We start from the raw sequence: 16,217 nt of genomic DNA, 5'->3' as shown, positions 1-16,217 counted from the left end.
CGTTAGGACAGCGCAGGCGATAACGATCAGGGTCGAGGATAGTAAACTCGTAACCTTCGATCGTGGTATATCCCGCGAGGCTCACGAAATCGCCTCCTTTTCTAAAAATTCGGTACAGGTATAGTATAGCGCGTACGTCGAAACATTGCAACATTGAAAACAATGCGGGCGAAATATATAATAGAAACGGGTGGAGCTCATGACGACTAAACCGCGACGCAATTATAACACGACGTATAGAACGGACTTATTAAAAGCGATCAAAAAGCTCGCCGTAGAGCTCGACAAGCGAGAGAACGAGCTGATCGAAGAAGGAATGGAGCTCGTCCTCGAGAAATACGCTAAGGGAGCGGATCGGTTAGATGGAAATGAAGGAGATAACGGGAGTTCTTAACCAACTTTTGCAGGGACAGTGCGAATTATTAGAGGATAACCGCGAGTTTAAAAAGACGCTCGTAAGCATGCGCGAGCAATTCGAAAAAGAGCTCGAGTGCATTCATGAGCTCTTGGACAAAGTCGAAGAGAGCATCGCAGGAATTCTCCGCGAGCTGAAAACCGCCACGGAGGCGACCGCGTATCTTTCGCGCGATGTCCTGATCCTGAAAAATCGAATCGGTTAATGTTTTATTCCGCGAGGCGTCCGAATATCGGGCGCTTTTTTATTTACCAGAAAGGAGCGATCGCATGAAACGAAACGAAATTTATAACGGCGACGTTATCGAAACCCTGCGGACTTTCCCGGAGGGTATTTTTAATACCTGCGTAACCTCTCCGCCTTATTGGGGACTGCGCGATTATGGTGTCGAGGGACAAATCGGCCTCGAAAAAACGCCGGAGGAATACGTCGCGAAAATGGTCGAGGTATTCCGCGAAGTGCGGCGGGTGCTTCGGGATGATGGAACGCTTTGGCTTAACCTCGGGGATAGTTACGCGGCGAACCGTCCGAACGGTGCAGTTCCTCCTACGAATACGAGAAATAAAACCGGACACTACGGAAAGACAATTGTTCCGGACGGTCTAAAACCGAAAGACCTCGTCGGCATACCCTGGCGCGTGGCCTTCGCTCTCCAGGCTGACGGCTGGTGGCTTCGGAGTGACATAATATGGGCCAAACCCAACGCGATGCCGGAAAGCGTGAAAGACCGCCCGACCAAAGCGCACGAGTATATTTTCCTTTTGTCGAAAAGCCCGAAATATTACTACGATGCGGACGCGATAAAAGAGCCGCTTTCAGCAGCGACGGTAAGCGACTTTAAACGCCGCAAAAACCTTAATAACAAAGGGACGCATGGAGGAGTTCGAGCTGACTTGGCTCGAAGTCGTGCTGATTATATCCCGAAAGACGGTAAGCGAAATAAGCGGACAGTTTGGAGCGTAAATACACGAGCATTTAAAGGCGCACACTTTGCAGTGTTCCCGCCGGATTTAATCGAACCATGTATTCTCGCGGGATCGCCCGAAGGCGGGCTCGTCCTCGATCCGTTTTTCGGTTCCGGTACGACGGGACTCGTCGCGAGACAAAACGGAAGGGACTTCGTCGGGATCGAATTAAATCCTGAATATATCGAGATCGCGCGCGAGCGTCTCGGGCTTTGGATTAACGAATAATAAGACGAAAAGGGACGATGAGAAATGGCGAGTTTCAGTTTCGATAAGGACAATCACCGCGAGCAATTCGCGAAGGCGGTAACGCGCTTGGTGACCGACGATTACCCATACGCTGAAAAAATCGCGAAGATCGAAGCGCTCACCGAGGCGTATGTTCTACAGACCGGCAAGCGTCCCGATCCGCGAGAACTCGATGAGCTTGCGAGCTGGTTGATCTTTGGGACCAAAGGACTCTCGCTGAGAAAGAAAAACGAGATAAAAGCGATGAGAGATAAATGCTAGGGTTTACATTTCTTAACCCTTTTCGTATACTGAAACGGACGAATTAATGATACGAAAAATAAAACGAAAAGGGAGACGATAAGATGAAAATGTTTAAATCGCCGAGCGTTTTCGATATCGCCCGCGCTGTCGGTTACTTGTTGCTCATCGGAAATATGCTTATCTCGTATTACCACGCGCTAGAGCTGGAGAGGGCGCTCGTAGCACTTCCCGATCCCCTTCCGCATGTTTGGGTCGTAAGCCTCGATCTCGTGTTCATCTTGTCGGTAATCGTTCTCTCTCAGTCGGGAGGGAGGGGATTCCTCCCCTGGCTACTCTTCTTATTCGGACTGGCCTTTACGGGGTGGTCAAATATCCGCGTAAGTTTCCTCGCAGGCGATCGCGAGGGGATAATCGTGAACGGATCGACCGTCGTCGCGCTCCTTCTCCTCGAGTTACTCCTCCGCTGGATGGAGAAAAATCGCGAGATGTTCGGACACTCAGACAAAAAATCGGACACCTCATCGGACAGTCGGACGGACGACAAAGCGGCCGGACAGCATAGGGGACAATCGAACACTGCCGGACAAATTAACGGACAGTCGATCGGACACCTCGGACACTCCGACTCGTCGGACAGTAAACCGGACATTTTGTCGGACAACCAGGCGGACGAGACGGACAGCCTAGTAATTACAGGCTCAGCGACGGACACATCGGACATGTCGGACACTGCCGCGAAAATGCGGGCGGACACTGAACCGGTCACTCGGACAGCAAAAGAATCGGACGGACAGTCGCATAAAGCGGCGGACACCAAAACGGACACCTCGGACAGCGGAGAGAATCGGACGAAAAAATCGGACACTCGGACGGAACGCAAAACGGACAAACGTACGGACACCCAGACGAAATCGGACAATAAAACGGACAATGTGTCCGAACATCCGATCGCAGTCGCAAAGCGTCTCATAGAAGAACTCGGAGATTATCCGAGCATTCGGAAGCTCGCAGCAGAAGCAGGCATCAGCAAGCATAAGGCCGACAAGATTCTAAAAGAACTTAAAGCGCAGGCTAGTTAATAATCATCAGGGGGTTATAAAATGAAAAACAATGCTTTACACTCTCGCATGGCTGACGTTCTGTATCGTAGATTTAAAAACGACTGCATGGAGTACGGACTGTCTATCTCGGAAGCGATCGAGATCATTATCGACCGCGAGATCGATCGACTGGAAGCGCTAAAAGAAGCGATCTCGCATGAATTCGTTTCACCGAAGAAAACCGCTGATCCCTACGAATGGGCTGCTCGTTTCGTACGCGAGCACGGCGCCTTACCTAGTCGCGGAATGATCGCAGAAGCGACGGGCGCGTCTGAGTGGACTGCCAGAAAAGCAAGACAGGCCGCGGAGGAGCTTTTAGACGAAAAAGAATAAAGCAAGCGCACGAGGCACCTCTCCCCTACTCCGGGAGGTGCCTTTTTCGTTAATCCAAACGGGAGGGATGCGGAATGAAAGATAAGGGAACATGTGAAACCTGCCGCTATTGGACACAAACCGGAATCGAGGATAGCGGGCTGAAACTGACCAAAACCGAAAATTGGTTTTATGGCGTTGGTAAATGCACACATCCCGACACTCTTCACGATTCCCCGCCGAGCTTTAACTCATGTCACCTTTGGAAAAAGAAAAGGAGGGCGAGATGATGCGCGACGTAAATCGCGATCTATACGGCGAGTATATGGAATACTCACTCAAATGTTTTGAGGAAGGTAAATTCCCTGTCAATTATACGGAATGGCTCGAGGAGCAAGTTTTAAAACTGCGGGGAGGCGATGCGGAATGAAACCGACGATCCTCACGGGGGCGGATATGTTTCCGCTCAAAAAGGGAGACCTGGCGATCCTTAAGCATACCTATTTCGCGCTCAAAGGCGATATGAAGCCGAGCTATTCACCGGCATATGTAGGCTTCGGTGGCAAGAAGCCTCGCGAAGAAAATAAGTCGCCTATCTATCCGGAGCAGGTCGTCGCGGTCGTTCGCCCAGGCTGGCGACTGTCCTCCGCTTTTATTTCCGGTGATACCGTCGAGGAGACCATCGAAAAGGCATGGGAAAATCGCAAGGGAGGCGATGCGAGTTGATTCTCGACATAATCTATACGATGGATAACGTCCGAGGCCTGCGCGAGCTTGTCCCGGACGACTCGATCGACTTGACCGTTACGAGTCCGCCTTACGATAACCTGCGGACTTATAACGGCTTTTCTTTTGACTTCGAAGTGCTGGCGCATGAGCTTTATCGCGTAACAAAACCGGGCGGCGTGGTCGTTTGGGTAGTAGGGGACGCGACTATTAAAGGATCGGAAACTGGAACGAGTTTTCGACAGGCGCTTTATTTTAAGGACGCGGTAGGGTTTAACTTGCACGATACGATGATTTATAAAAAGGTTGGCTGTGGCGCCACGGGATCTAATAAGGCATATCTACAAAGTTTTGAATATATGTTTGTCTTTTCTAAAGGGGCGCCAAAAACCGTAAACCTCCTTTACGACAGGAAAAATAAACACTGGAATACTACTGGGAAATATTCAACAAAAACAACGAGGAAAAAGGCAAACGGAGAGATAAAAGACGAAAGGAGAAAACCGTCTAAAGAATACGGAAGGAGATTTAATATTTGGGAGTATAACCATGCCGAAATAAGATGGAATGCTGTTAGATATGGCTTCAGGCATCCCGCCCCTTTCCCAGAAAGTCTAGCGAAAGATCATATTTTATCGTGGTCGAATCCTGGCGACGTTGTCCTCGATCCGTTCATGGGCAGCGGTACAACCGCGAAAATGGCGCTTTTAAACGATCGGCACTATATCGGCTTCGAGATAAGCGACGAGTACGTCGCGATCGCGGAAGAGCGCTTACGTCAAGCGAAAACCCAACGAGGAGGCGGTCGATGATGACCAAACGGGATTTATTACGCGATCTTGAGATCGCCAAAAATGCAACGCCGGGGCCGTGGTTCGCTTATCACCGCGGCGGGGTCGGTGGGTTCGATTATGAGGTCACACTCCCGGACGATACGTTTTACGTAATCGCAGCGGAGTTATCCGAGCATAACGCTAAATTTATCGCCGAAGCCCGTGAAGGATGGCCGGAAGCGATCCGCCGGGCGATCGAGGCGGAAAATGAGCTCGCCCAGCTTCGCGCCGAGATTCAGCATCACATCGACTTAATGATGAGCGCCGCGGAGCTAATGTCGGACGATGTTGACCCGGAGCAACGCGGGAAGGCTGACGCATATCTGACAGTCGTGAAGGCTTTGCGGGAGATTTTAGACTGCAAAACGGAATAGATGCGCATATAACTCGTATGAATTGGAGCGCTCCATGTTGGGGCGCTCTTTTTATATCCACTTATAGCGAAAAACAATACGAAAGGGGCGCGCGGATGCATCAACGAATTTTCCTCGAATTGAAACTTGAAGGCAAGCGAAAAAAGAATCGGAAGCCTACAGTCGAGCACATATACGAGTATAGCTTAAACGATGATGGTACCGCGATTTTACGAGTCGATGACGGACGGCGAAGGGTCGAATCGCTAGTCGACGCGGAGACGATCGACATCCTCCGCGAGAATGCCACGCGATTGTATACCATCGCGAATGCAAACGACGAGATATACATTCTCGCGGCTGTAAACGGACGAAATAAACCGATTACGCATCTCGTCGTCCCTCCGGGTCCGGACGAAGTCGTCGATCACCTGAACGGGGACACGCTCGACAATCGCCGCGAAAATCTGCGCGCAGTCGATCGGGCAACCAATCAAAGAAACCGGAGGGTCTCGCATACAAATAAGACCGGTTTTCGCGGCGTACACGAAAATAAACAAACAGGTAAATGGACCGCGTCTATTTTTCTCGGTCAATTTGACACGCCAGAAGAAGCGGCGAAGGTTTACCGCGAAGCATACGAGAGGCTTTTTCCGGGTGTACTTTTCCAAGAGTAACGCAAATAAAAGGAGGCGGTCGATTATGGCCAAGTTTGAGAAGTGCTATTGTCTCAATTGTGAAGATTATTTTTATGTACTCAAATGGCAACCATCAAAAGAATGTCCAAACTGCGATTGGGAAGAGCCATGCGAAATGCTTATCGAAGAGAAGGAGGCGGAATAAATGGGCGCAGGCTCAATCGATTTAGAAAGCAAGCGCAAGCGGGTCGAAGATCTTTACCCGTACGAATCGGAAGGCATCGCGGCATTACTCGACGACTTTTATCGCGTGGAAGCGAGAGCGTATGACCGCGCGGATCTCGACTCGTACACGGTGATCGCGGACTTAAAAATCGCGTTGGATACGGACTGTTTAACGCCGCGGCAGCGTCAATGTATCGCACTGTACTATTTTTGCGAACTCTCTCGTGAACAGGTCGCCGAGCTTCTCGGAGTCGCGCGTCAGTCTGTCGATGAGTATCTCGCAACGGCGCACGAAAGGCTCGCGCGCGAAATGAAAGAAGGTGGGGCAGCGAAGAAAGGACGGCGAGTCAAACCGCTGCCAGGATCGCGACCTCTTAATCGATGGATTAACGACATAGCCGATGGCGCGCCGATCTACGATCTCCCGGAGGATGTTGCGGAAGATCTTCTCTATTGGCTCAGCGAGCGCGGGGATGAGCGCGCCTGGGAGACGATAAGACAACGCAGGCACGGCGCGCCCGAGTTAGTTTACGATACCGTCGAGCATGCACATATACACGATCGCCAGCTCTGGTATCGATATAAACGCGAAATATACGACGATCATCGAAACGAAAAAGAAGATCGATTCGGCTTTTATTGGTGATCCGCGAAAATATTTTTCGGGTTATCCCTGCAAAATTGTCGTTTTCTTTGTATCGTCCTTATGAACGGGAAGGAATTTAAAACCAGCGCCAGGGGCGAGCGCATAATCGCCCCGCTTTCGTTATCTTAACGCGGCGAGCAGGACAGGAATGGGGTAACCCTCGGGATTACACTCATGACCCTCTCTTGCTCGCTCGGCTAACCGAATCAAACATACGAGGAGGACGGACAATGGACGAAAAACGACTCGAGGCGCTTTTCGCCGCGCTGAGCTTGCTCGTGCAAGTGCAACAAGCCGGACATAAGGTAAGCGCGGAGATTAATCGCGTCGTCGCAGCAGTGCTGAAAGAAATCGGCGTATAACATATCGATATTTGATTAGTAGCCGCGCACCGATTCGCCAAGACCGCGAGCGAGGGCGATAGGGCGCGGTGAGGCGGGGGACTAAGTTACTCGCGGTGCGTCTCCCGGTGCCCACAGGATCTGGAGGTGGTGGGCGTTTTATATGCGCATCTTATTCTATCGCAACAAGGACGGAAATGGTTTTCCGCCACTACTTAGCGCGTAACATAACGCACACAGCACGCGCCTCACGGGGAGCGCTCGCCTGGACGGGCGGGACGCCACGATCCGCGGGGCGCGGTATACATACCGACGGAGTAGGGTCGCTCCCGAAAAGGACTCCCCCGGTCCCTGCCGTCGGATATTACTTTTAATGCGGGGGACAAAAATCGAATGGGGGATTCGATAAAATGAGCAAGAACGAGCAGCTTAAAAAGGGTGCAGAATTAGCAAAGCGCCAAAAAGGGCAGCTTATGCATGACGGAGGTTACGCGATGATTACTCACGAAATCGGCCGCGATCTATTACCGCGACTCGTTGAAGAGCACGGAGGAAGAGACGCAAGGGACGCGATCGCGCTTTACATTTACCTACACGCACACACCAGCGGCGAAAGCGCGAACGATTTATATTTATGGGCATTTCCGACCGTCGAACGAATCTGCACGGATACCGGGATCGATAAAAACCGCTTAAAGAAAGTAACGCGGATATTAATAGACAACGGACTCCTACGGGCGATTAAATTACCGTGGAGGGGAAACGTCAAAAACGTTTACTTACCGCTTTATTTTCCGATAAATCCGAGCGATTATGCTAGAACGGAACCCGCCGATTATGGAAAAACATAATCCGAGGGGGTGTAAAAGCGGAAAGTAATAAGAACAAAGTAATAAGAACAAAGTAATAAGAACAAATATAATAAGAATAAATATTACGACAGTAAATAAAAACGATTGATAACGAGTATTAAGGCGAATAAAAAACGATTGATTAGCTCGCTTACGCTCGCTAAAACTCCTATCGGAGTTTTCACTCATACCTTTATAAGCGATTAATAAATCGATTATAAAAGATAGCGCGAGACATCGTTAATATACGATGAAGGGGCGACTTTATCCCTTACCTCGCGCTTATCTTTTACGAATAATATAGACGAGATATGAAGCGATGAGTCACCAGGCAGCCAGCCGGCCGCCGCCACACATCATCGTCCCGGCGCTGATTCTCTCGCGCCGTGTATATGCGCATGGATATGCGCATGAATATCAAACGAGGAGGAATGGCGAAATGGAAAACGAGAAGGACAAAACGCGCGAAGAACTCGAGGAGTTGTACGCAGAATTAAACGCCTATAAAGAAACGATGAAAGCAAACGATGCGCAAGAGGTCGCCAGCAGTCAAGCCGAGGACTTTATCCGCGAGCATAGCGACACATTCGCTGATTTAAGAGAGCGGGTAATGAACGCAGGGACAATCGAGGTAAAGTTAACGCGACCCGAACTCGTTTTAATTTGCGAAGCCCTTACCGAGTATATGCGCATGTATATGCGCATGAATAACTACGACGGTGTATGCGCATCTAAACACACAGTGATTGAGCCGCTGTTAAATCGTCTCATCAGTCGCCACTTAGACTATCAAAACGCGCGGGATTATGAGCTAGAAAAACTTATGCGCGAATTTGTCGAAGGTGTCCGGCGCTTGTTTCGCGTTAAATGAATGCTAAAAACGAGGAGGAATGATCGAATGGAGTTTACGAAAGAGGAGGTCGCGCTTTTACGGACGGCGCTCTATCTCTTAGCGAATCAAGTCGCGGGAACTTTTTATATAGGTAGTGCCACGGAGGACGAAGTTACGGCGAAATTACTTGCGCTGAAAAAGTTATCCAATAAATTCGATCGCTATCAAGCGGAGGAGGAATGACACGATGAGTTTAAAAGCGCAATTCTCGAAAAGGGAGCTCGAGGCTCTCCGCGCAGGAGTCACTATGTTAATCGTGCAGCAACACCGCGAGATCGCCGACTATGGCGCGAAAATAATTGCGTATTACTTAGCCGATGATTCGACCTTCGCGTCTCTCTCGAGCACTCTCCGCATGCTGCAAAATCTAAGTCGGAGATTATCCGAAGAGCTGGACGCGTGGGAGCCCGAGAAAGAAGAGGAGGAGTGAGCGATGAAAATATCGGGAGATAATCTTAAGCTGGTACACGATGCGCTTAACGAATACGTTCACGTCCTGGCGCAAAAATATCGCGATGAATTTTGTAAAGTGCGAGAAGACCGCGAACGGTCGACTGTTTATCTCGACATACTGGATGCCAAGATGATAAAGGCGCGGGTTCGCCGAAGAGATTGACGAATATTTGAGCGAGGAGGAATGACGAGATGGATATGCACATCTATAAACCGTCCCGCGAAAGGTTGCGTGCAGCCCGAGAGCGTTTAAACCAGCGCGACAAAACGCGTGGAACTCCCGAGGAGCGTATGCGCCATCAGCTCGAGGTTTACCTCGATATGAAGGAGTTTCAGGATCGCGTATATGGTTATATACAAGCGCTTTTAAATGCGCATATAGAAGAGGAGGAATGAGCGATGAATATTACCGTTGAGGTAACCCGCGATGATATTAAACGCTTAATCAACGGTCTTTTTACGTTTAAGGAAAACTTAACTCGCACGTATTATTCATATCCTCCAGAAGAACGCGAGGAGATCACCGCGGAGATTAAGCGCATTTACGAGTTACGCAACTATCTCGCGCGCGTTGTCGAGGAGCACGCATATGGAATCAATGCCGCGCAATATTATCCGCATGAATCTGATGCGCTTAAAGAGCTTGAGCGCATATTTGACGAATACGACGAGACTTTCCGCAAATTAAAAGAGCGATGACCGCAGTCACGCCAGCAGACATCCGCATAGCTTCATCGATTGCTATGTCGCGAGTTTGTCCGTACCATAGTCGCGACTATTAAGCGAAGCGTCCGCTACCCTCGCGAAAGGAGGCCGCGATCATGATCCGCTATAAAGGAGACCCGGAGCCGATCGAAACCTGATCGAATCGCATGTAAAACTTCAAAACTTCATAACCCCGCGACGGGATGCTCAACGCGTCCCTTTCTCGCGGGGGCTTTTTTCGTTTGGAGGGATAATCGATGAGCGAGACGGTTCGATACGACGAGGAGCATGACGTATTATATATTTTCTTCGGTTCGGTAGCGCCTGGTTATGAGGACGAGGTATATCCAGGCGTTTTCTTGCGAAAGTCCGAAGAAACCGACGAGATAATCGGCGTTATTATTTTTTGGCCGCGAGCTTAACGACTATATGCGTAACTATTATTTTCACGGAAAGGAGGGCGCACGGTGGCTAAAAGGGGACGTAAACCGGATCTAACGAAGCTAAGCGCGGAACAAATTGAGGCCGCGATGCTTCTTGCTGATCCGCACAATAAAATGACGCAAAGAGAAGTCGCGCAAAAAGTCGGAGTGCATTATAACTCCGTCTGGAATTGGCTGCATAAAAACGAAGATTTCCGCGACTTGATCGAATATTACCGCGATCAATTCCTTAACGACTTATATGGACTCGCGATTAAGGCGCTCGAGACGCAGTTAAAGCGCAATAATACCCGCGCCGTCGAGATTTTCCTTAAATCGCAAGGCAAACTTACGGAACGGCACGAAGTCGAGCAAACGATCGAGGACAAGCGCGACTCCGAATCGCTCGAGGCTCAGCTCGAAAAATTAAAGCGCGAGCTCGACGGAGCGGAGGGTTAACGATGGGCGCTTATTTTATCGGCGGGCTCCTTATCGCGATCGGGCTCGTTTTGCTAATCGGACCGTTCGCGAAAGATCGGAAGGAGGACGACAAATGAATGACACGGTTTTGACGCTATTTATTTTATTCGTAAGCAAGGACGAAATTGTGTCCTTTTTATCGGGGGTGTGAAATATGTATATCCATCTAGACAAAGATGATGTATTCAAAGCAGTCTTGCAATATATAGGCATTCAGGGTCAGGATATGGGGAAATTTTTTGTATCGGAAATTTACTTCTCTTATGACTGCGATGCCAATGGGTATGAGTACATCGACGGCGTTCGCATTCATGTTGAGCCGAAGTAATAGAACCTCTTTTTGTTTGAGGTGATATCATGATGAACAGCGAGGAGTTAGCGCTTTTAGTTACGCACATCAGCCAAAGCGCGGGTATGTCTCGCGATCGCATTAAGCGCGAGTATCTCGGAACGATCAAGCGGCTCATTCGCGCTGAGTTCCGCGCAGATGATATTTACGTGATGGTCCTCGCTTTAGTCGAAAATAACAAGGCGCGCGATAAGTGGCTCGCGAAGCAGACGAAGCCTGGCGCGATGAAAAGAGTAAAGCGCCTTCTTCGTCGTTTGGGCGGCGTATAGTCGCGGTGCCGTTTTGGTAAGATTCGATATGATTTAGCCGTCAAAAATCCGCTCGTCCTGCCGGACGAACAGACCGATGAAAAATATCGGGGGAGGATAGACGAGGCCAGATTTTAAGCGGGATTCGGGCGCTTTTTCGGCGGAGGCAGGCGCAATAATTGCGGATATACCCGCGTATTATCCGTAATAATGCGCGCCTAATCGATCGCGCAAACCTAGACGAATTAAGCGCTCCGGCAATCGCGATCGTACGCGCGAATAATACGCGTATAAATAGTACGTGAATATAACGCGACATAAAATCGAAATGGATTACGAATAATTGGGTATGCGACTAGGGTACGGGCAGGGAGTCGCGGAAGGGAAAGCGCCAAGCCTAGCGCGCCTGCCTACCGCATCCGCATGCGCTATGCCTTGCGCTTGGACCAATGCTTGATGCTCGTTGTCGTTGCGCTTGACTCAGCGTTTAGGCTCAGCGCATATCGCTCGTTGCATCATTCGCTTGTTGCTTGTTCGTTTGATTGTCTTTTCGCTTTGACTTTTTCGTTTTGCTTCAATCGAAACGAAAAACGCTTTTGATTCGCTTTGCAGTCAGCGAACGGCACGGACGGTGAGCGTTAAGTCCCCCACACCGCCCCCACACCCCGGCAGGGCTCGGGAGCTAACGCCAACAAAAAATACGCGACGGGTTCCGAGATTCGGAGGTCGCCGCGAGAGGAGGATTTTGCGATGGATAGACCGCGAGACGTGATCGCCGAGTTAGTCGAGAAAATCGACCGAAATCACTCGATCAAATACTGCGAGCAGTTGGGCGATCTATTCGTAAGCGTTAAGATGCACGACGGGCAATACGGATCGATAAGTCGCGTTTGTAGGGTACGAAAAACAGGCGACGAACACGCGGACAGGATTGCCGCGCTTGAATGCCTCGTTAAGAATCTCGCGCATGATCTCGCGCAAAAGGAGGCAGCCGAAAATGATAAACGTTAGGGATGCGATTAGATGCGCATATAAAGCGGCGCTGGCCTCCGTAGCGCTGACGTTTTCCGCGATGATCTATGCGCATGATCCCGCGCAGGTACACGCCGCGGGAACTCCAGTCGTTTATCTCGTGCCTCACGCAGACGATGAGACGCTCTCGATGTCGATCGATATACGGAATCGCATTCACGAAGGACGGCCGGTGATCCTCGTCCTCGCATCCGACGGAAAGCACTCGAAGGCTCGCGAAGTAGCAAACGGCCAATATGACGCGGAGAGCTACAACGCACCGACATCCGGTGCGGTCTATTGCCACTACCACAAGCGCTATCACAATCCGATCGCGGAGCATTACGCGGACGGATATCTTACGATGACTAAATTCGCGCAGACACGAATCGACGATTTTATTCGCGTAGCTGGGGGCGCGTATGGCACGCCGTCCAGCCGGATTTACATCGAGCACCTTCCGAATGATGGCTTTACGTATTCAGACGTACACGCTTTAATCGCGAAATACCACGCGCTCTATCCTACCGCGGACATTCGGACGACGTCCTGGGGCGATGTTCACGCGGATCATGCAATGCTCGGTCGCGTTCTGCACGATATGAAGGTAAACGGCGAGCTCGGAAACGTCGGGACCGTCTATTTCTGGTCGATCGCTTCGCGGATGGCCGACGCTACACCGCCGCGAACACTCTATCACGGCGTGCTCACCGACCCGTCTTACGATTGGTGGTACATCGAAAAGGCGATCACATATTACAAAACGTTCGATCCCGCACACGGGCGCTATGCTAACGGATATCATAGCGTACCGACTCAGTTCGACTATTTCGAGAGTAAACGCGATATTTACTATCATTACAACTAAACGAGCGATGATTGAGAGGAGGTGAAATCGATGGATAAATTCGTGCGCTCCTGCTGCTTCGACTCGAGCTGTCCGGGCGAATGCAAAGAAACGAGCAACGGCGTCGTTTACTGCCCGGAATGCGGTCGCGAGGATTTCTCGACTATGAAATAAGTCGACAAGATGTTATAATCGAGAGCGGATCAAATTAAACGGAGGTTCGCTCATGGAATTGATGCCAGCCGAATCGTTTCTCGCGGGAATTAAGCCGTCTTGCTACGAAAACATGTCCCGAGTACCGATTGATGTATTGAGAAAACTCGAAAGATTCCCGCGTTTTTCTGTTTTTCCTGGGTACGATATATTCTTTCGCGACGAGCAGTCGCGTAATGAGTTTGCAGAAGCAGTCGTAAAAATCCCTCGGGATAGCGCAGAATTTCACCGCATTTTGGGTCTTGCGCTTGGTTTTCCTCCGCGGGCTGTTGATTTCTACGTAAAGAGGGTTAGCGGAGAGATCAGCCTCGAACAATTTTATGAGCAAAAGGTCGGTTTGTATCACGCCGGAGTATGGTGTACAGGGCATAAGCGCGACATCGTCGTAAATATGCGCTGGCTATGGGAACGATATCCATATAACGATAAATCAAGAGTCGCGACTTACTACAATAACGACCGCCAGGCGTATCCAATCCAATATGGCGACTATGAAGCTTTACATAACCTTGCGGAGGCGCTGAATAAAACGCCTACCACAACCGCATGACCGCTGAAGCGGTCTTTTTTGTTGCGCTTTTATCTGCGCATATACATAACACGCGCCGCCTCAAGGTGGCCTTTTAAAACGCGCTCAGAGCGAATCTAATGCGGTTATCAGCGCGATTAATTCGCGCCGATACCTACCATACCAGAGCGAAAATAAATGCGCTTAGATCGAAAAATAGAAGGCGATTTTACACGAGAGGATGATGCGAAAATGGACGATCGCGAGCATCGCATGCTCCGCACGCTCGGCCAGCAAGGGCGTCAGCTAAAGAACCAGCTCGACAAAGCGCGGGCGCAGATGGAGAAAAGTCGATCACTCCGCGATAAAAAGCTATATGAGGACGCATATCGAAAATGGCTGCAGCACGTCGAGAGTTATCGGAAAGCATTTCTCGGATGAAAGGAGGCGGGGACGTGCTCGACTACAAAGAACGGATCGACCGCGAGAAGCGGCGCGCGAGAATGAAGTTACTCGAAGAATATAACGACCTGCTCGAGAAAAAGAAGCGTAAGGAGAGCGGTCTCAGTGAGCGCGAGCTTAAGACGTACATTGATAATCTCGAGGAATTAAAGGTACTCCAGCGCATCGACCGCGCGGAGGAAGACATCCTCTATTTCATGTACGAGTATTTCAGCGCGAACCGTAACCCGGAGAACGAGACGAACCTCGTCCCCGATCCTAACTTTACGATGGACGACGCGCCCGAGTTTCACCGGGAATTGTGCGACATGCTCCGTCAGGTCACGCGGCGCGAGCTGAAAAAGGTCGCGTACGCTGCACCTCGGGGGCACGCGAAATCGGCTTATCTTTCGAACTGCTTTCCGCTCCATGAAGTCGTATATAACAAGCGGAAATATATTCTCATCATTTCCGAAACCGACGGGATGGCGCAGAAGTTCGTCGAGTGGATTGCGGACCAATTGAAGCATAACGCGAAGCTCCGCAACGACTTCGGCTCGCTTCTCGAGGTTAACCCGCGGAAGAATGAGCGCGATAATCAGGAGGCGTTTTTGACGCATACCGGGATACTCGTCGAGGCGTCATCAATGGGTAAGCAGCTCCGCGGGAAGCGGAATAAATCGTATCAGCCGGATCTCGTGATTCTTGACGACTTGGAATCCGCGAAGAATACGAATACGGCGGATTTACGCGAGAAAAACCTCGAATGGTTGAATAAGGTCGTAATGCCGATCGGAGACAAAGAGACCGCGTTTGTTTATATGGGGACGATCGTCCATGTAAACGGACTGCTCCCGTATGTTTTGAATAGCGCCGATTTTAAGTCGAAAATATACCGCGCGATTGTCCAGCCGGCCGAGCGTACCGACTTATGGGATCAATTCGCGGAGATTCTTCGCAATCGTACCGATCCCGACCGAATGGAGAAGGCGCGGCGACTATACGAGGAGAATCGAGACGAGATGCTCCGAGGCGCTCGCGTTCTTTGGGAATATCGCTGGTCATATTTCGATCTCATGGTCGAGAAGGTCGAGCGCGGGACGAAGGCGTTTAACTCCGAGTATCAAAACAACCCTATCGACGAGGAGTCACAACGCTTTCGACCGGAGACATTTATTTACTTTGATTATAAGGATCTCATCGATGAGAAAACGAAAAAGCCGATCACACTCGAGTATTACGGCTTTTGGGACCCTGCAGTCGGCAAAAAGCGCGGTTCCGACTATAATGCGATTGTCATTATCGGGCGATGCCGTCGTACGGGCGTCCTTTATGTCCGCGAAACCTGGGCGAAACAGTGCCCGGCATCGGTCGCGATGACCGCCGCGATCGATTTAATACAAAAGTATAATCCGCGGATATTTGGCGTCGAGACGATTCAGGCGCAGCATGACTACTACGTCCAACTTCGGACGGCACTTACGAAGGCGGGGCACTATACGACAAAATTAAAGCCCGTTCCATATCAGGCAGGGAAAAAGGAAGATCGCATCGACGTTTTAGAGCCACTTTTTGAGAACGGAACGCTCCGACTTATGCGGCATCAGCATTTACTAATCGAACAGTTGGAAATGTTTCCTAGCGGAGATCACGACGATCTCCCGGACGCGCTCGCGAGTTGCGTAAACCTTGCGGGCGGAACACGCATGCGGAAGTCCTACTATAAAAAACCGCTTGGATTATAAGGAGGT

The 16,217-nt window shown here is 50.3% G+C and carries 31 protein-coding genes; all 31 read left to right on the top strand.

The window, feature by feature from the left end; all coding sequences use genetic code 11:
- Positions 1-199 precede the first annotated feature (199 nt).
- The 31 genes from JG50_RS0101985 (at position 200) to terL (ending at position 16,211) form a co-directional block, all read left to right on the top strand.
- Positions 200-394 (top strand): hypothetical protein, encoded by a 195-nt coding sequence (locus tag JG50_RS0101985; protein WP_033099436.1) that lies wholly within the window; start codon positions 200-202, stop codon positions 392-394.
- Positions 363-620, top strand: a complete 258-nt coding sequence (locus JG50_RS0101980) for a hypothetical protein (RefSeq protein ID WP_152568454.1) — start codon at positions 363-365, stop codon at positions 618-620. The genes JG50_RS0101985 and JG50_RS0101980 overlap by 32 nt, the downstream gene beginning before the upstream one ends.
- Positions 621-684: 64 nt before the next feature.
- The gene (locus JG50_RS0101975; protein ID WP_052153908.1) at positions 685-1,608 is read left to right on the top strand and encodes a DNA-methyltransferase; all 924 of its coding nucleotides are present in this window, start codon (positions 685-687) and stop codon (positions 1,606-1,608) included.
- 24 nt (positions 1,609-1,632) lie between these two features.
- Positions 1,633-1,890, top strand: a complete 258-nt coding sequence (locus JG50_RS0101970; protein ID WP_033099434.1) for a hypothetical protein — start codon at positions 1,633-1,635, stop codon at positions 1,888-1,890.
- An 83-nt stretch (positions 1,891-1,973) separates the two neighbouring features.
- Positions 1,974-2,951, top strand: coding sequence for a hypothetical protein (locus JG50_RS0101965; RefSeq protein ID WP_033099433.1), 978 nt, complete (start codon positions 1,974-1,976; stop codon positions 2,949-2,951).
- Between the two features lie 21 nt (positions 2,952-2,972).
- Positions 2,973-3,305 carry a hypothetical protein gene (locus JG50_RS0101960; protein WP_033099432.1) on the top strand — a complete coding sequence of 111 codons (333 nt, stop codon included), beginning with the start codon at positions 2,973-2,975 and terminating at the stop codon, positions 3,303-3,305.
- Between the two features lie 268 nt (positions 3,306-3,573).
- On the top strand, positions 3,574-3,714 hold the full coding sequence (locus tag JG50_RS19910; RefSeq protein WP_160173787.1) for a hypothetical protein: 141 nt from the start codon (positions 3,574-3,576) through the stop codon (positions 3,712-3,714).
- Positions 3,711-4,010: a hypothetical protein gene (locus JG50_RS0101950; protein WP_033099430.1), complete on the top strand. Its 300-nt coding sequence runs from the start codon at positions 3,711-3,713 to the stop codon at positions 4,008-4,010. The genes JG50_RS19910 and JG50_RS0101950 overlap by 4 nt, the downstream gene beginning before the upstream one ends.
- Entirely contained in the window at positions 4,007-4,822 is an 816-nt protein-coding gene (locus JG50_RS0101945) for a DNA-methyltransferase (protein WP_052153907.1), read from the top strand. Before JG50_RS0101950 ends, JG50_RS0101945 begins: the two co-directional genes overlap by 4 nt.
- Positions 4,819-5,217: a hypothetical protein gene (locus tag JG50_RS0101940; protein WP_033099428.1), complete on the top strand. Its 399-nt coding sequence runs from the start codon at positions 4,819-4,821 to the stop codon at positions 5,215-5,217. The genes JG50_RS0101945 and JG50_RS0101940 overlap by 4 nt, the downstream gene beginning before the upstream one ends.
- A 95-nt stretch (positions 5,218-5,312) precedes the next feature.
- Positions 5,313-5,873, top strand: coding sequence for an HNH endonuclease (locus tag JG50_RS18570; RefSeq protein ID WP_052153906.1), 561 nt, complete (start codon positions 5,313-5,315; stop codon positions 5,871-5,873).
- A 25-nt stretch (positions 5,874-5,898) separates the two neighbouring features.
- Positions 5,899-6,039: a hypothetical protein gene (locus JG50_RS19905; protein ID WP_160173786.1), complete on the top strand. Its 141-nt coding sequence runs from the start codon at positions 5,899-5,901 to the stop codon at positions 6,037-6,039.
- Positions 6,040-6,705, top strand: coding sequence for an RNA polymerase sigma factor (locus JG50_RS0101930; protein ID WP_033099427.1), 666 nt, complete (start codon positions 6,040-6,042; stop codon positions 6,703-6,705).
- A 230-nt stretch (positions 6,706-6,935) separates the two neighbouring features.
- Entirely contained in the window at positions 6,936-7,067 is a 132-nt protein-coding gene (locus JG50_RS20855; RefSeq protein ID WP_258560220.1) for a hypothetical protein, read from the top strand.
- Between the two features lie 389 nt (positions 7,068-7,456).
- Complete coding sequence (locus JG50_RS0101925; RefSeq protein WP_052153905.1) at positions 7,457-7,897, top strand: helix-turn-helix domain-containing protein; 441 nt, start codon at positions 7,457-7,459, stop codon at positions 7,895-7,897.
- Between the two features lie 439 nt (positions 7,898-8,336).
- Complete coding sequence (locus JG50_RS0101920; protein WP_033099426.1) at positions 8,337-8,768, top strand: hypothetical protein; 432 nt, start codon at positions 8,337-8,339, stop codon at positions 8,766-8,768.
- A 27-nt stretch (positions 8,769-8,795) separates the two neighbouring features.
- A complete protein-coding gene (locus JG50_RS19900) occupies positions 8,796-8,972 on the top strand; it encodes a hypothetical protein (protein ID WP_160173785.1) in 177 nt (58 codons plus the stop codon).
- A 4-nt stretch (positions 8,973-8,976) separates the two neighbouring features.
- A complete protein-coding gene (locus tag JG50_RS0101915) occupies positions 8,977-9,219 on the top strand; it encodes a hypothetical protein (RefSeq protein WP_033099425.1) in 243 nt (80 codons plus the stop codon).
- 3 nt (positions 9,220-9,222) lie between these two features.
- Positions 9,223-9,405: a hypothetical protein gene (locus tag JG50_RS0101910; RefSeq protein ID WP_033099424.1), complete on the top strand. Its 183-nt coding sequence runs from the start codon at positions 9,223-9,225 to the stop codon at positions 9,403-9,405.
- A 29-nt stretch (positions 9,406-9,434) separates the two neighbouring features.
- Complete coding sequence (locus tag JG50_RS0101905; protein WP_033099423.1) at positions 9,435-9,638, top strand: hypothetical protein; 204 nt, start codon at positions 9,435-9,437, stop codon at positions 9,636-9,638.
- Between the two features lie 3 nt (positions 9,639-9,641).
- Complete coding sequence (locus tag JG50_RS0101900) at positions 9,642-9,941, top strand: hypothetical protein (protein ID WP_033099422.1); 300 nt, start codon at positions 9,642-9,644, stop codon at positions 9,939-9,941.
- 263 nt (positions 9,942-10,204) lie between these two features.
- Positions 10,205-10,369, top strand: a complete 165-nt coding sequence (locus tag JG50_RS19185; protein ID WP_081943658.1) for a DUF2283 domain-containing protein — start codon at positions 10,205-10,207, stop codon at positions 10,367-10,369.
- Positions 10,370-10,414: 45 nt separating this feature from the next.
- Positions 10,415-10,828: a phBC6A51 family helix-turn-helix protein gene (locus JG50_RS0101895; protein ID WP_033099421.1), complete on the top strand. Its 414-nt coding sequence runs from the start codon at positions 10,415-10,417 to the stop codon at positions 10,826-10,828.
- A gap of 175 nt (positions 10,829-11,003) precedes the next feature.
- The gene (locus tag JG50_RS19895; protein WP_160173784.1) at positions 11,004-11,177 is read left to right on the top strand and encodes a hypothetical protein; all 174 of its coding nucleotides are present in this window, start codon (positions 11,004-11,006) and stop codon (positions 11,175-11,177) included.
- A gap of 32 nt (positions 11,178-11,209) precedes the next feature.
- The gene (locus JG50_RS0101890) at positions 11,210-11,467 is read left to right on the top strand and encodes a hypothetical protein (RefSeq protein ID WP_033099420.1); all 258 of its coding nucleotides are present in this window, start codon (positions 11,210-11,212) and stop codon (positions 11,465-11,467) included.
- Between the two features lie 729 nt (positions 11,468-12,196).
- Complete coding sequence (locus tag JG50_RS0101885) at positions 12,197-12,457, top strand: hypothetical protein (RefSeq protein ID WP_033099419.1); 261 nt, start codon at positions 12,197-12,199, stop codon at positions 12,455-12,457.
- Positions 12,444-13,325 carry a PIG-L family deacetylase gene (locus JG50_RS0101880; protein WP_033099418.1) on the top strand — a complete coding sequence of 294 codons (882 nt, stop codon included), beginning with the start codon at positions 12,444-12,446 and terminating at the stop codon, positions 13,323-13,325. Before JG50_RS0101885 ends, JG50_RS0101880 begins: the two co-directional genes overlap by 14 nt.
- Positions 13,326-13,355: 30 nt before the next feature.
- A complete protein-coding gene (locus JG50_RS20850) occupies positions 13,356-13,478 on the top strand; it encodes a hypothetical protein (RefSeq protein WP_258560219.1) in 123 nt (40 codons plus the stop codon).
- 52 nt (positions 13,479-13,530) lie between these two features.
- Positions 13,531-14,067: a hypothetical protein gene (locus JG50_RS0101875; protein ID WP_033099417.1), complete on the top strand. Its 537-nt coding sequence runs from the start codon at positions 13,531-13,533 to the stop codon at positions 14,065-14,067.
- A gap of 210 nt (positions 14,068-14,277) precedes the next feature.
- Positions 14,278-14,466 (top strand): hypothetical protein, encoded by a 189-nt coding sequence (locus JG50_RS0101870; RefSeq protein WP_033099416.1) that lies wholly within the window; start codon positions 14,278-14,280, stop codon positions 14,464-14,466.
- 14 nt (positions 14,467-14,480) lie between these two features.
- Positions 14,481-16,211, top strand: a complete 1,731-nt coding sequence (terL, locus tag JG50_RS0101865) for a phage terminase large subunit (protein ID WP_200880743.1) — start codon at positions 14,481-14,483, stop codon at positions 16,209-16,211.
- The last annotated feature ends 6 nt before the right edge of the window (positions 16,212-16,217 follow it).

The organism is Thermoactinomyces daqus (assembly GCF_000763315.1).
GTDB classification, from domain to species: Bacteria; Bacillota; Bacilli; order Thermoactinomycetales; family Thermoactinomycetaceae; genus Thermoactinomyces_A; species Thermoactinomyces_A daqus.
This window is presented reverse-complemented; position numbering and strand designations above follow the sequence as displayed.

What these genes read in the sequence shown, in the direction of transcription:
- JG50_RS0101950 (WP_033099430.1), top strand. Translation starts at nt 3,711, where the DNA reads ATGAAACCGACGATCCTCACGGGGGCGGATATGTTTCCGCTCAAAAAG.
- JG50_RS0101925 (WP_052153905.1), top strand. Translation starts at nt 7,457, where the DNA reads ATGAGCAAGAACGAGCAGCTTAAAAAGGGTGCAGAATTAGCAAAGCGC.
- JG50_RS20850 (WP_258560219.1), top strand. Translation starts at nt 13,356, where the DNA reads ATGGATAAATTCGTGCGCTCCTGCTGCTTCGACTCGAGCTGTCCGGGC.
- JG50_RS19185 (WP_081943658.1), top strand. Translation starts at nt 10,205, where the DNA reads ATGAGCGAGACGGTTCGATACGACGAGGAGCATGACGTATTATATATT.
- JG50_RS19900 (WP_160173785.1), top strand. Translation starts at nt 8,796, where the DNA reads ATGGAGTTTACGAAAGAGGAGGTCGCGCTTTTACGGACGGCGCTCTAT.
- JG50_RS0101975 (WP_052153908.1), top strand. Translation starts at nt 685, where the DNA reads ATGAAACGAAACGAAATTTATAACGGCGACGTTATCGAAACCCTGCGG.
- JG50_RS0101985 (WP_033099436.1), top strand. Translation starts at nt 200, where the DNA reads ATGACGACTAAACCGCGACGCAATTATAACACGACGTATAGAACGGAC.
- JG50_RS0101900 (WP_033099422.1), top strand. Translation starts at nt 9,642, where the DNA reads ATGAATATTACCGTTGAGGTAACCCGCGATGATATTAAACGCTTAATC.
- JG50_RS0101930 (WP_033099427.1), top strand. Translation starts at nt 6,040, where the DNA reads ATGGGCGCAGGCTCAATCGATTTAGAAAGCAAGCGCAAGCGGGTCGAA.
- JG50_RS0101870 (WP_033099416.1), top strand. Translation starts at nt 14,278, where the DNA reads ATGGACGATCGCGAGCATCGCATGCTCCGCACGCTCGGCCAGCAAGGG.
- JG50_RS0101880 (WP_033099418.1), top strand. Translation starts at nt 12,444, where the DNA reads ATGATAAACGTTAGGGATGCGATTAGATGCGCATATAAAGCGGCGCTG.
- JG50_RS19910 (WP_160173787.1), top strand. Translation starts at nt 3,574, where the DNA reads ATGCGCGACGTAAATCGCGATCTATACGGCGAGTATATGGAATACTCA.
- JG50_RS0101915 (WP_033099425.1), top strand. Translation starts at nt 8,977, where the DNA reads ATGAGTTTAAAAGCGCAATTCTCGAAAAGGGAGCTCGAGGCTCTCCGC.
- JG50_RS0101980 (WP_152568454.1), top strand. Translation starts at nt 363, where the DNA reads ATGGAAATGAAGGAGATAACGGGAGTTCTTAACCAACTTTTGCAGGGA.
- JG50_RS0101885 (WP_033099419.1), top strand. Translation starts at nt 12,197, where the DNA reads ATGGATAGACCGCGAGACGTGATCGCCGAGTTAGTCGAGAAAATCGAC.
- JG50_RS0101890 (WP_033099420.1), top strand. Translation starts at nt 11,210, where the DNA reads ATGAACAGCGAGGAGTTAGCGCTTTTAGTTACGCACATCAGCCAAAGC.
- JG50_RS0101920 (WP_033099426.1), top strand. Translation starts at nt 8,337, where the DNA reads ATGGAAAACGAGAAGGACAAAACGCGCGAAGAACTCGAGGAGTTGTAC.
- JG50_RS0101960 (WP_033099432.1), top strand. Translation starts at nt 2,973, where the DNA reads ATGAAAAACAATGCTTTACACTCTCGCATGGCTGACGTTCTGTATCGT.
- JG50_RS0101940 (WP_033099428.1), top strand. Translation starts at nt 4,819, where the DNA reads ATGATGACCAAACGGGATTTATTACGCGATCTTGAGATCGCCAAAAAT.
- JG50_RS19895 (WP_160173784.1), top strand. Translation starts at nt 11,004, where the DNA reads ATGTATATCCATCTAGACAAAGATGATGTATTCAAAGCAGTCTTGCAA.
- JG50_RS20855 (WP_258560220.1), top strand. Translation starts at nt 6,936, where the DNA reads ATGGACGAAAAACGACTCGAGGCGCTTTTCGCCGCGCTGAGCTTGCTC.
- JG50_RS19905 (WP_160173786.1), top strand. Translation starts at nt 5,899, where the DNA reads ATGGCCAAGTTTGAGAAGTGCTATTGTCTCAATTGTGAAGATTATTTT.
- JG50_RS18570 (WP_052153906.1), top strand. Translation starts at nt 5,313, where the DNA reads ATGCATCAACGAATTTTCCTCGAATTGAAACTTGAAGGCAAGCGAAAA.
- JG50_RS0101875 (WP_033099417.1), top strand. Translation starts at nt 13,531, where the DNA reads ATGGAATTGATGCCAGCCGAATCGTTTCTCGCGGGAATTAAGCCGTCT.
- JG50_RS0101965 (WP_033099433.1), top strand. Translation starts at nt 1,974, where the DNA reads ATGAAAATGTTTAAATCGCCGAGCGTTTTCGATATCGCCCGCGCTGTC.
- JG50_RS0101970 (WP_033099434.1), top strand. Translation starts at nt 1,633, where the DNA reads ATGGCGAGTTTCAGTTTCGATAAGGACAATCACCGCGAGCAATTCGCG.
- JG50_RS0101905 (WP_033099423.1), top strand. Translation starts at nt 9,435, where the DNA reads ATGGATATGCACATCTATAAACCGTCCCGCGAAAGGTTGCGTGCAGCC.
- JG50_RS0101910 (WP_033099424.1), top strand. Translation starts at nt 9,223, where the DNA reads ATGAAAATATCGGGAGATAATCTTAAGCTGGTACACGATGCGCTTAAC.